Below are 11,655 nucleotides of genomic sequence, written 5' to 3'. Positions count from 1 at the left end.
TCGAGCACTCGCCCGTCCCGGGCCGATCAGCAGCCCACGGTACGCGATCTTGACGAGCCGCAGGTGCTGTTCCGGGTCGGCCGGGCGGCGTGTTCCCGGAGCACGCCGTGTCCAGGCCGCCACCGCGGTGCGCGCGTGCACCGGCAGCGGCGGGGAGGGACCCGCTCGGTGGCCGTGGCCTGCTGGGACACTGGTGGCCGGCGACGCGACACCGAGGAGGCATGGTGAGGGGCACGGCCGAGGACCCGCTGCTGGCAGCCGCGATGGACACGGCGATCGCGGCCAGCGTCGCGGTGCACGGCACGACCAGCCCCAACCCCCCGGTCGGCTGCGTCGTGCTGGACGCCGCCGGTGAGCAGGTCGGGGTGGGGGCCACCCAGCCACCGGGCGGGCCGCACGCCGAGGTCGTGGCGCTGGGTGCGGCCGGTGACCGGGCGCGGGGCGGGACGGCCGTGGTCACCCTGGAGCCGTGTGCGCACCAGGGGCGCACCCCACCGTGCACGGGTGCGCTGCTCGCGGCCGGCGTGGCCCGCGTGGTGTACGCGGTGTCCGACCCGAACGAGCAGGCGGCCGGTGGGGCCGAGCGGCTGCGGGCCGCGGGCGTCGAGGTGCTGGCCGGGGTGCGCGCCGAGGCGGTGCGCCGGGGCCCGCTGCGGGCGTGGCTGCACTGGGCGCGCACCGGCACCCCGCACGTGACGTGGAAGTTCGCCGCGAGCCTTGACGGCAGGGTGGCCGCGGCCGACGGCACCAGCCGGTGGATCAGCAGCGCCGCGTCCCGCGCCGAGGTGCACCAGCTGCGGCGCCGGGTGGACGCGATCGTGGTCGGCCGCAACACCGTGCTGGTGGACGACCCCCAGCTCACCGCGCGCGAGCCGGACGGGACGCCACTCGACCGGCAGCCGTTGCGGGTCGTGGTCGGCACCGGGGCGATCCCGGGCGACCGGAAGGTGTTCGACGACGCCGCGCCCACGCTGTGGCTGCGCACCCGGGACCCGCGTGCGGTGCTGGCCGAGTTGGCCGCGCGGGATGCGGTGGACGTGCTGCTGGAAGGCGGCCCCCGGCTGGCCGGGGCGTTCCTGGCCGCGGGTGGCGTGCACCGGGTGCTCGCCTACCTGGCGCCCACCCTGCTCGGCGCCGGCCCGGCCGCGCTGGCCGACGCGGGCGTGTCCACCATTGCCGAGGCACTGCGCTGCGAGGTCGAGGACGTCACGCTCAGCGGCGGCGACATCCGGGTCTCCGCCGTGCCCACACCGCGCTGAGCCCTCCATCCATTATCAGGTAGCCTGATCCTCAGGTTTTCGCTCGGCTGGGTGCCCCGATTCGGGTGCCGACGGCCGGACCAGTGACCACGAGGGGACGGTGAGGGTGTGACCGCCGAGCCGCACCAGCCGGCTGACACCGAGGAGGATCCGGCTCCGCTCACGCTGTACCTGGTCAAGCGCCTCGAACTGGTGATCCGCGCCCTGCTGGACGAGCGGCTGCGGGAACTGGGCCTGACCACCCCGCAGTACACGGCCCTGTCCGTGCTGCACCGGCGCAGCCCGCTGTCCTCGGCCCAACTGGCCAGGCGCTCCTTCGTCCGGCCGCAGAGCATGCACGAGATGGTGCTGGCCCTGGAGGAACGCGGCCTGATCGAGCGGCACCGGGACGCCGGCAACCGGCGGGTGCTGCTGGCCAGGCTCACCCAGCAGGGCGAGGAACTGCTGGCGCGCTGCCAGCCGGTGGTGGCCGAACTCGAATCGCACCTGCTGGGCGGGATGGGACCGCGGCGGCGGGCGGAGTTCCGCCGCATGCTCGACCACGGCTACCGGTCGCTGGCCGGTCTGGCCCACGACGCCCTGCCGATCGAGTAGCCACCCACGCCGCCTCCGCACCGACGCACCCTTGTGGGCCGGCCAGCCACGGCCTACGGTGTTCTATCAGGAACCCTGATCTTTTTGCCCGTGGTGGTGTCGCAACGGAGGGAACAGCCATGGCACTGTTGGACGGCGTGGACTGGGCCGGCCGGATCTTCACCGGGACCTGGACCCCGGCCGGCGGGGAAACCCGGGCGGCGATCGAGCCGGCGACCGGCGACACCCTGGCCACCGTGGGCATGGCCAGCGTCGCTGACGTGGCCGAGGCCGGCGAGCGGGCCGCCGCCGCGCAGCGCGACTGGGCGGCCAGGCCCTACCTGGAGCGGATGGCGGTGTTGCAGCGCGCCGCCGCCCTGTTCGACGAGCACCGCGACGAGATCGTCGAGTGGCTCGTCCGCGAGTCCGGCTCGACCAGGGCCAAGGCCGGCATCGAGATCCAGGGCGCGATCGGTGAGTGCACCGAGGCGGCCGCCCTGACCGCCGCACCCCACGGCGAGTTGCTGCGCACGCCGCAGCCCCGGCTGAGCGTGGAGCGCCGGGTGCCGGTCGGCGTGGTGGCGGTGATCTCCCCGTTCAACTTCCCGCTGATCCTGTCCATCCGGTCGGTGGCCCCGGCACTGGCCCTGGGCAACGCCGTGCTGCTCAAGCCGGACCCGCGCACCGCCGTGTGCGGCGGCGTGGTCCTCGCCCGGATCTTCGCGGAGGCCGGCCTGCCCGAGGGCGTGCTGCAGATGCTGCCCGGCGGTGTGCCGGTGGGCAGCGCCATGATCGACCACCCGGCGGTGCGGGTGGTGTCGTTCACCGGTTCCACCTCGGCCGGGCGCGCCATCGCCGCCCAGGCCGCGAACACCCTGACCCGCACCCACCTCGAACTCGGCGGCAACAGCGCGCTGGTCGTGCTGGACGACGTGGACGTGGAAACCGCCGCGTCCTGCGGCGCGTTCGGCAACTTCCTCCACTCCGGACAGATCTGCATGGCCGTTGGCCGACACCTGGTGCACGAGTCGATCTACGACGACTACGTCGAACACCTGGCCAAGAAGGCCGACGCGCTCGTGGTCGGCGACGGGCGGCGCGACGACGTCGCGCTCGGCCCGCTCATCGACGCCAGGCAACTGGAGCACGTTCGCGACCTGGTGCGGCGCAGCACCGCCTCGGGCGCCCGACTGGTCGCCGGCGGCACCCACGAGGGGCTGTTCTTCCGCCCCACGGTGCTCGCCGACTGCACCGACGACACCCCGGCCTACCGGGAGGAGGTGTTCGGCCCGGTCGCCTGTGTCCGCCGGTTCGCCGACATCGACGAGGCGGTCGCGCTGGCCGCGGACAGCGAGTACGGGTTGAGCCTGGGGGTGTTGGGCAACGACCTGGCCACCGCCATGTCTATTGTGGACAGGGTGCCCACCGGACTGGCCCACATCAACGACCACACGGTCCACGACGACCCGAACGCGCCGTTCGGCGGGGTCCGCGCCTCGGGCTCGTCCCGGGTGGGCGGCCAGCGGGCCAACATCGAGTCGTTCACCGAGACGCAGTGGGTCACCGTGCGGGCGAGCGTGCCGAAGTACCCGTTCTAGGGCTCGGCGGTCCCGGTGACCGGCGGTGGAGAACGAGGAGGAGTGACGATCAGACCGGACGACCTGGTGGCCATCGACGTGCACGTGCACGTCGAGGTGGACAGCCACGGCCACCACTCGATGCCCGACGAGCACCTGGCGGCGTCGGCCCAGTACTTCCGGGCCGGCGACCGCACACCCGACATCACCCGGATCGCCGAGCACTACCGCGCCGCCCGGATCGGCGCCGTGCTGTTCACCGTGGACGCCGAGGCCCACCTGGGGCACCGGCCGATCAGCAACGAGGAGATCGCCGAGGCCGCGGCCGAGCACGACGACGTGCTCATCCCGTTCGCCAGCATCGACCCGGCCAAGGGCCACGCCGGCGCCCGTCGGCTGCGCCGGCTGGTCAGCGACTTCAACGTCCGCGGGCTGAAGTTCCACCCCAGCATGCAGGGGTTCGCGCCCAACGACCGCACCGCCTACCCGCTGCTGGAGGTCGCCCAGGAACTGGGCCTGCCCGCGGTCTTCCACACCGGACAGACCGGGATCGGCGCGGGCATGCGCGGCGGGGGCGGGATCCGGTTGCGCTACTCCGACCCCATGCTGCTCGACGACGTGGCCGTTGACTTCCCCGACCTGACCATCATCATGGCGCACCCGTCGTTTCCCTGGCAGGACCAGGCGCTGGCGGTGGCCACCCACAAACCCAACGTCCACATCGACCTGTCCGGCTGGTCGCCGAAGTACTTCCCGCCCCAACTGGTGCGCTACACCAACAGCCTGTTGCAGGACAAGGTGTTGTTCGGTTCGGACTTCCCGCTGATCACCCCGGAGCGGTGGCTGCGCGACTTCGCCGCGCTGGAGATCAAACCCGAGGTCCGCCCCAAGGTGCTCAAGGACAACGCCGTGCGCGTGCTCGGCCTGGCCGGCTGAGCACCGCCCGGTCAGCCGCGCTGGCCGGTGCCGCCGTTCCCGGTGGTGCCGGCCAGCCGGCTCTGCCAGTCGGCCCTGGTCAACGCGTACTCGACCTCGCCGTGTTCGGCGCCGGGGATGGGTTCCGGCCAGTCTTCGCGGTAGTTGCGCACGAACCGCAGACCGGCCTTCTCCATCACCCGTCGGGACGCGGCGTTGACCGCCATGGTGGTGGCGAACACCCGCCGCACGCCGAGTTCGGCGAACGCCTTGTGGACCAGCGCCCTGGCGCCCTCGGTGGCGTAGCCCCGGCCCCACGCCGCCCGACGCAGCCGGTAACCGAGTTCGACCTCGTCAACACCACCGTCCTCGGGCGGCCGCAGCTCGAACCAGCCGAGGAACGTCCCGGTGGACCGGTCCGCGGCGGCCCAGAACCCGAACCCCGCGAACCGCGCGTAGTAGCGGAAGTACAGCGGCAGGATCTCGTCCCGCACCACCTCGCGCGGGGTGGGCCGGCCACCGCTGAGGTAGCGCATCACCTCGGGATCGCTGTCCAGCTCGACCAGGTTGTCCAGGTCGTCCTCGGTGAACCGGCGCAGCACCAGTCGGTCGGTTTCCAGGAAGATCCGCACGCTGTCCCTCTCCACGGCACCCGCTCCGATCGGGCCGCCATCCTGACCCGATCCGGCCGCCGTGTCCACGGATTTACTCCGGCTCAGGCCGGTCCGGTGGAGGCTGCTGGCCGAAGCGCCGGCGGATTTCGGTCTTGCGCAGCTTGCCCGACCCGGTGACCGGTAGGGCGTCGGCGAACCGCACCGACTTGGGCACCTTGTAGCCGGCCAGCCGCTGGCGCAGGAAGCCGAGCAGTTCGGCCTCGTCGACCGAGGCATCCGGCCGGGTGACCACGACCGCCCTGCCCACCTCACCCCAGTGCTGGTCGGGCACGCCGATCACCGCGCACAGTTCGACCGCGTCGTGCTCGTAGAGCGCGTTCTCCACCTCGGCGGGGTAGATGTTCTCCCCGCCCGAGATGATCACGTCCTTGACGCGGTCCACAATGTACGCATAACCGTCCTCGTCCACTGTGGCCACATCACCCGAGTGGAACCAGCCGTCCCGCAGCGCGCCCGCCGTCTCCTCGGCACGTCCCCAGTAGCCGCGCATCACGTTGGGGCCGCTGACCACCACCTCGCCCTTCTCCCCCGGCCCCACCTCCGAGCCGTCCGGCCGCACCACGCGCACGTCGGTGAAGAACGAGGGCACCCCGGCGGAGCCGATCTTGCTCGCGGTGTGCTCCCGGTCCAGGATCAGCGCGCCCGGTGCGGCCTCGGTCATCCCGTAGCCCTGGACGAAGGCCAGGCCCCGCTCGGTGTAGCGCCGGATCGTCTCCACCGGGACCGGGGCGCCGCCGCAGAGCAGCGCGCGAACGCTGGACAGGTCGGTGCGCGGCCAGTCCGGGTGCGCGGCCATGGCGTTGTACATGGTGGGCACACCGAACATCAGGGTCACCCGGTGCCGCTCGATCGCGGCCAGCACCGCGCCGGGGTCGAAGGAACTCCGCAGCAGCACGGTGCCACCCTTGAGCAGGGTGGGCAGGCAGATCATGCCCAGTGCGGCGGCGTGGAACAGCGGGGCCACCACCAGGCTCACCTCGTCGTGGGCGAGGTCGGACTCCACGAGCACGTTGACGCAGTTCCAGGTCAGGTTGCCGTGGGTGAGCACCGCGCCCTTGGGACGGCCGGTGCTGCCCGAGGTGTACATGATCAGACAGGTGTCGCCGAGTTCCACCCGCTCGTCAACGGGTTCCGGCGCGGCCCGCGCGAGCAGGTCCGCGTAGTCGTGGTCGTCGGCGGGCGGGTCGGCCAGGGCGATCCGGTGCCGGGTGCGCGCCCGGTCCACCCCGGCGACCACCCCGGCCTGGTCCGGCGCGTACACCAACACGCTCGCCCCGGAATCCCCGAGCGCGTAGTCGATCTCAGCGCTGGTGAGGCGGAAGTTCAGCGGCACGAACACCGCGCCGAGCGCGCCCGCCGCGAACAGCGTCTCCAGGTAGCTCGGGTGGTTGGGCCCCAGGTAGGCGACCCGGTCCCCGTGCCGCACCCCCAGCCCGCGCAGTGCCTGGGCCAGCCGCAGCACCCGCTCGTGCAGTTCCCGGTAGGTCAGCCGGGTCTGGCCGTGCACCAGGGCCACCCGGGAGGGGGTCATCCTGGCCCGACGCAGTGTCCACGATCCGAGTCCCTGGTTACGCATCCTCGCGCTCCTGAGATGCAGTGAGAGGCGGACGGAGGGCACGGCCGGCCGTACCCCGCGGTGGTGCCTAGGCCGTCGGGTCGTAGGCGCCCAGCCCGGGCCGGTAGCTCTTGGCGTCCAGGAACTGCGCCAGGCCCTTCTGCCGGCCCGCCTCGGCGTCGAGGAACTGGGACTGCTCCAGCTTGGCGTAGAGGTAGTCCTCGGCCTGCTCCCACGGCATCTCCGCGGCGATCTTGTAGCCCACCTTGGCGGCGCGCAGCACCACCGGGTTCATCGACGCCAGCTTCAGCGCCAGTTCCCGGGTGCGCTCCCGCAGCCGGTCGGCGGGCACCGCCTCGTTGACCAACCGCATCTCGGCGGCGCGACGGCCGTCGAAGGTCTCCCCGGTCATGATGAAGTACAGCGCGTCGCGCTGGCTCACGGTCGCGGCCAGGGCCCGGCTGACCACCCCGCCCGGCGGGATGCCCCAGTTCACCTCGGACAACCCGAACTGGGCGTGCTCGGCGGCGATGGCCAGGTCGCAGGCGACCAGCGGGGTGAACGCGCCGCCGAAGCACCAGCCGTTGACCATGGCGATGGTCGGCTTGCTCCAGTGGGCCAGGCGCTTCCACTGCCACTCCGCGCTGGCCCGGCGCACCCGGATCTGCACCGCCGGGTTGGTCGCCCTGGCCTCGTCCACCTCGCGGAAGTACTCCTTGAGGTCCATACCGGCGGAGAACGACTCGCCGGCGCCGGTGAGCACGAGCACGCGGCAGCGCTCGTCACCCTCCAGCGCGTCGAGCACCCGGACCATCTCCTCGTTGAGCGTCGGGTTCATGGCGTTGCGCTTGTCCGGGCGGTTCAGCGTCACCCAGGCGATGCCCTCGTCGAACTCCACGAGCACGGTGTTGCCCCACGGCTCGCGCGCGCGGTCGGCTGGCTCCGCTCCCACCGCCATGTCCATCAGACCTCCAACTATCAGGGTTCCTGATTATGTCTAACAGTGCTCGGCCCAGCGCGTCAACAGGGTGGGAGCACCGACGACCAGCGCCTGCCCGACCGGCCACAGTGGTCCGGTCGGGCGCGCTCAGGCCGGGCACAGCGGCCCGCTGCCCCGCGGTCCGGCGGTCAGCCCTTGGGCACCTGGAGGTCCAGGAAGTTGTCCAGTGGACCGCCCTCGTCGAAGAAGGTGGAGTTGGCGAAGGGCATCTGCCCGTACACCTGGCGGACCCCGTCGTAGTACCGCTGGTTGTCCGCGGCGGGAATGTGGTTCTGCGGGTTCTGGTTCTGCGGGAAGTCGACGTCGGCGTGGTTGATCGAGTCGCGGATGAGCGACACCGCCTCGGCCGGGTCGATCACCCTCCTGCCGTCCGGCCCCACCGTGCTCGCGTCGGTGAGCCGCTCGACCAGGGTGTCCTTGACCCCGTTCCAGGTCTGCACACTCTGCTGGTTGGACTGGTTGTAGTTCTCGAACTTCTGCTTCGGCAGCGTGTCCAACACCTTGTCCAGGGGCAGCGGCTGGTCGTGCTCGCCGAACGGCCGGTCGGCCATCTTGTTCACGCTCTCGATCGAGCTGAGCAGCGGGCCCCGGATGAAACCCAGCGAGGTGTTCTGCTGGCCGTCCCCGGCCCACAGGTTGCCGGTGTGGTTGTGCGCGTACTCCCAGATCGACCGCATGGCGTCGCGCTTGTCCAGTTCCGGCCGGCCGGTGTCCATCACCTCGGGCTGGCCGTGCCGCTTGAGCCAGTCGTTGAGCGTGGCCAGGTCCGACTCCTTGCCGGCCTGCTCGATGGCCTTGCCCAGGCTGCTCGACGAGATGGTGTGCCTGCGGTGCTCGCCGCTGTCGATCGTGATCTCGTCCAGGGTGTCCTTGGTGAACCCCGGCCGGTCGCCCAGGGTGGTGGGCCCCATGTGCTTGCCGCTGTCCTTGGGGTCGAGCACGCCGTCCTGGTACATCTGTCCGATCAGGTCGTCGTAGCTGTCGAAGCTCTCCCCCTTGTGCTTCTCGAAGAACTGGTCGACCAGTTCGTTCTTGCTCTTGCCCCAGTTGTCGTCAAAGCCGTTGGCCTTCAGCTCGTGCGCGAAGTCCCGGCGGAAGTTGTAGTTGTTGCCCACTTCCAGACCGTTGACCTCGATCTTCGGCCCGCTGCCCGCGTCGGTGCGCCGGGGCCGCTTGGCGCCGCCACCGTTGAGGCTCAAGTCCTGCACCCCGCCGACGATCCGGTTGAACGAGTTGGCGTTGTCCTCGTCGGTGTCCCTGGTCCGCTTGCGCGACGCGCCCAGCCCCTGGCTGGCCTGGGACAGCCCGTCCCCGGCGGACCGGGTGGAATCGGCTCCCCTGCTGATGGTGTCCGTGGTGCTCCGGGCCATCGCACCGCCGAGCAGGCCGAACGCGTTGGGGGACAGGGAGATCCGCATGTTGTCCGAGGCGGTGCGCACCCGGTCGCCCAGCTCGGTCAACTTGTTCTCCATGCTGATCACCGCGTCGGTGTTCATGCTCAGCCCGGCCGTGCCCTGGGGCAGGCCCGCGGTGTTGGGCCGGCCGGAACCACTCGGCCCCGGATCACCGGAGGTGTGCGGGCGCGGTGTCCCGCCACCCGACTCCTGGGAGTGGGAACTAAAACCGCCCGACGACGAACCGCCACTCTTGCGCGCCATGGTCTTCTCCCTGTTCCGCCACGTCGAACCACGTCTTCTCGTCATCCACAGTGGATAGTTGAGCCCTGGTGCGGATGTCGGTGGTCGCGGTCCTACTCGTAGGCGCCGCCGGCCTTGGCCATCTCGTGCCCCACCCCGCCCACGTCGGCGATGTCAGCGAAGCGGAGGAAGTTCTTGGACAGGTCGCCCATGGCGTCGCCGAGCTTGGCCAGGCGCGAGCCCTGCCGGGCGAAGGCCGCGATGAGCCGGGAGATCCGAGCACCGATCTGGGCGGCGACCGCGGCGGCCCGGCCGATGGCGTAACCGATGAACCCGGCGATGCTGGCGCCGAAGGTCAGGAACGCCGCACCGGCCGCGACCAGCGCGCCCCGCACCAGTTCGGCGATCAACTGGGCGATCAGGTCGCGGACGATGTCGCGCAGGGTGGTCACCAGGACCCCGGTGACCGCGGTCACCTTGGCCGTGGTGTCCACCGTCTCGGCCAGCGAGTCCAGCTCACCGCCGAGCCGGTCCATGCTGTCCCGGAAGGCGTCGGCCGCCTGACCGGTCCAGCCGTCGAAGGAGGCCATCGCGGCCCTGTGGTCCTCGGCGACCTGCCGGACCTCGTCCGCCTGCCGCTTCAGCGCGTCAACCCCGGCCTGGATCTCGTCCGGGTCGCCCATCAGCATGTCCAGCGGTTCCCGCAGGAAGCTGACGTGCTCGATCAGCCAGCCGACGCCCGCGGTGAGCAGGGTGCCGAACGGGTCGATCACCAGGCCGATGGTGGACGCCGCCGCCCCGATCGAGGCGAAGGTGATGTCGAGGACCTTCTCGGTCTCGCTCTCCGACTCGCTGTTGATCGAGGTGGCCAGGCCGCTGTACGCCTCGAAGATGCCAGCCCCCTTGAACTGGTTCTCCGAGGTCACTTCGATGGTCATCGCTCAGTCCGCCGCGTGGTTGCCGTCCTGCTGATCACCACAGCTCGACGTCGTCGTCATCGTCGTCGGACTGCGGCCGTGGACGGGGCCGGGCCGGCGGCGGGGTGCCCTGCCCGGGCGGGAACGGCCGTCCCGTTGGCGCTGGCCCGGTGGTGGGGGCCTGGGGCGGCAGCGGCGGCCGCACGGGCGGGTACGGTGGCTGGGGCTGGTAGGGCTGCTGCGGGTGGTGGGGCTGCTGCTGGTACGGCGCCTGCGCTGGCTGGGACCGGTCCGGCTCGGCGGGCAGGTAGTGCTGGGCGTCCGTGGCGGCCGGGTCGTCGTCCTCGGGCGGCTGCGGCAGGAACTGGTTGAACAGCTGCATGGCCTCGGTGCCCCCGCCCAGCGGCGCGAACACCTCGGCCACCTTGTGCGCGGCCTGGGCCTGCGCCTTGCGGACCGACTGCATGATCAGCTCGGTGAGCCGACCCGGCCCCAGGTCGCAGGCCCGGTGCCCCAGGTCGAGGGACTGCAGGGAACCGTTGGGTGCGACGGTAACCCGCACCGAACCGTCCGGACTGGACACCGTCACCGACGAGTTGGCGATGCCCTCTTCGAGTTCGGCTGACTTCGTGCGCATATCCTCGATCCGCTGCTCGAAGTCGGCGAGCCACTTTTCCGGATCCACTGTTCCTCATTCCTGCGGCGGCGTTGCCCAGTGCGTCGACGTCACTGGCCCCCGGCCACGCTGGCGATCATTTCCTCGATGCGGGCGGCGATCCGCTGGCTGTTGGCCGGAGCCAGGCTCAGCCACTCACCATCGTTGACCACCAGATAGCGGCCGTCGCCACCGTCGAACCAGGTGAGCAGCGTACCGCCCCGCTGCGCGCGACTGCCCGACCCCGCGGTCACGCCGAACTGCCCACCGCGCGACCAGTCGTTGGCCAGGGCCAGGATGGTGGCCGCGTCATCCGCGGTCACTCCGGCCTTGGTCAGGGCCGCCACCTCGGAGTCCTCCTCGCCGAACGGGTCGTCGGACTCCTCGTCCTCGCTGTTCACCGCGTGGTGGAGCGCCCGGAGCGGGAACGACAGCGCCTGCTTGTTCCCGGCCTGCCCGGGCGGCAGAACCTCCACAATGGACGTCGCCAGCGCGGTGGGCCGGATGCCGGCCAGCAGCAGCCCCTCCGGCGTCAGCGACGCCAGCACACCGACCTGCCGGCCGGCCGAGGCCAGCGCGCAGATCGGCCCGTCGGTGTAGCCCACCGCGTCCACCGTGATGTTCGGCGCGGCCAGCACCTCCAGCAGGTCGAGCAGCTCGGGGTCCACGTCCGACCGGGTGGCCGGTTGCCCCGGATTCCCGGTCTCGCGCAACAGGCCTCGGCGTTGCAACGCCTGCCGGACGTCGGTCGCGATCTCGGCCCGTTCCTCCATGGTCGCGCCCACGCTGGGCACGGTCAGCGGGTAGGGCACCCGACCGAGGTCGAGGTCGGCCCACAGGATGTCGAACTCCTGTGTGGACAGGACGTAGTCAACGTCGATCGACACCTGCGC

At 71.5% G+C, this 11,655-nt stretch carries 11 protein-coding genes; 4 read left to right on the top strand and 7 right to left on the bottom strand.

The genetic code is table 11. From position 1 onward, the window contains the following. Positions 1-221: 221 nt before the first annotated feature. From ribD to LX83_RS04415, 4 genes are all read left to right on the top strand, one after another. Positions 222-1,259, top strand: coding sequence for a bifunctional diaminohydroxyphosphoribosylaminopyrimidine deaminase/5-amino-6-(5-phosphoribosylamino)uracil reductase RibD (ribD, locus tag LX83_RS04430; RefSeq protein WP_253767310.1), 1,038 nt, complete (start codon positions 222-224; stop codon positions 1,257-1,259). 108 nt (positions 1,260-1,367) lie between these two features. Beyond that, positions 1,368-1,853, top strand: a complete 486-nt coding sequence (locus LX83_RS04425; RefSeq protein ID WP_253767308.1) for a MarR family winged helix-turn-helix transcriptional regulator — start codon at positions 1,368-1,370, stop codon at positions 1,851-1,853. Between the two features lie 119 nt (positions 1,854-1,972). Continuing rightward, positions 1,973-3,430, top strand: a complete 1,458-nt coding sequence (locus tag LX83_RS04420) for an aldehyde dehydrogenase family protein (protein WP_253767306.1) — start codon at positions 1,973-1,975, stop codon at positions 3,428-3,430. A gap of 42 nt (positions 3,431-3,472) precedes the next feature. Beyond that, on the top strand, positions 3,473-4,345 hold the full coding sequence (locus LX83_RS04415) for an amidohydrolase family protein (RefSeq protein ID WP_407649477.1): 873 nt from the start codon (positions 3,473-3,475) through the stop codon (positions 4,343-4,345). Between the two features lie 11 nt (positions 4,346-4,356). Here the strand turns inward: LX83_RS04415 and LX83_RS04410 are convergent, their stop codons facing one another. The 7 genes from LX83_RS04410 to LX83_RS04380 all read right to left on the bottom strand — a co-directional run bounded on the left by LX83_RS04410 (position 4,357) and on the right by LX83_RS04380 (position 11,649). Then, entirely contained in the window at positions 4,357-4,971 is a 615-nt protein-coding gene (locus tag LX83_RS04410; protein WP_253767304.1) for a GNAT family N-acetyltransferase, read from the bottom strand. A gap of 58 nt (positions 4,972-5,029) precedes the next feature. Then, positions 5,030-6,574, bottom strand: a complete 1,545-nt coding sequence (locus LX83_RS04405; RefSeq protein ID WP_253767302.1) for an acyl-CoA synthetase — start codon at positions 6,572-6,574, stop codon at positions 5,030-5,032. Positions 6,575-6,641: 67 nt separating this feature from the next. Further along, positions 6,642-7,511: a p-hydroxycinnamoyl CoA hydratase/lyase gene (locus LX83_RS04400; RefSeq protein ID WP_253767905.1), complete on the bottom strand. Its 870-nt coding sequence runs from the start codon at positions 7,509-7,511 to the stop codon at positions 6,642-6,644. 170 nt (positions 7,512-7,681) lie between these two features. Then, a complete protein-coding gene (locus LX83_RS04395) occupies positions 7,682-9,211 on the bottom strand; it encodes a hypothetical protein (RefSeq protein WP_253767300.1) in 1,530 nt (509 codons plus the stop codon). Between the two features lie 92 nt (positions 9,212-9,303). After that, positions 9,304-10,128 (bottom strand): WXG100 family type VII secretion target, encoded by an 825-nt coding sequence (locus tag LX83_RS04390; protein WP_253767298.1) that lies wholly within the window; start codon positions 10,126-10,128, stop codon positions 9,304-9,306. Between the two features lie 34 nt (positions 10,129-10,162). After that, the gene (locus tag LX83_RS04385) at positions 10,163-10,792 is read right to left on the bottom strand and encodes a YbaB/EbfC family nucleoid-associated protein (RefSeq protein ID WP_253767296.1); all 630 of its coding nucleotides are present in this window, start codon (positions 10,790-10,792) and stop codon (positions 10,163-10,165) included. Positions 10,793-10,833: 41 nt separating this feature from the next. Beyond that, on the bottom strand, positions 10,834-11,649 hold the full coding sequence (locus tag LX83_RS04380) for an ESX secretion-associated protein EspG (RefSeq protein WP_253767295.1): 816 nt from the start codon (positions 11,647-11,649) through the stop codon (positions 10,834-10,836). Between the last annotated feature and the right edge of the window lie 6 nt (positions 11,650-11,655).

Source organism: Goodfellowiella coeruleoviolacea (assembly GCF_024171785.1).
GTDB classification, from domain to species: Bacteria; Actinomycetota; Actinomycetes; order Mycobacteriales; family Pseudonocardiaceae; genus Goodfellowiella; species Goodfellowiella coeruleoviolacea.
The sequence above is the reverse complement of the archived record's forward strand: the minus strand, read 5'-3'. Positions and strand labels throughout refer to the sequence as shown.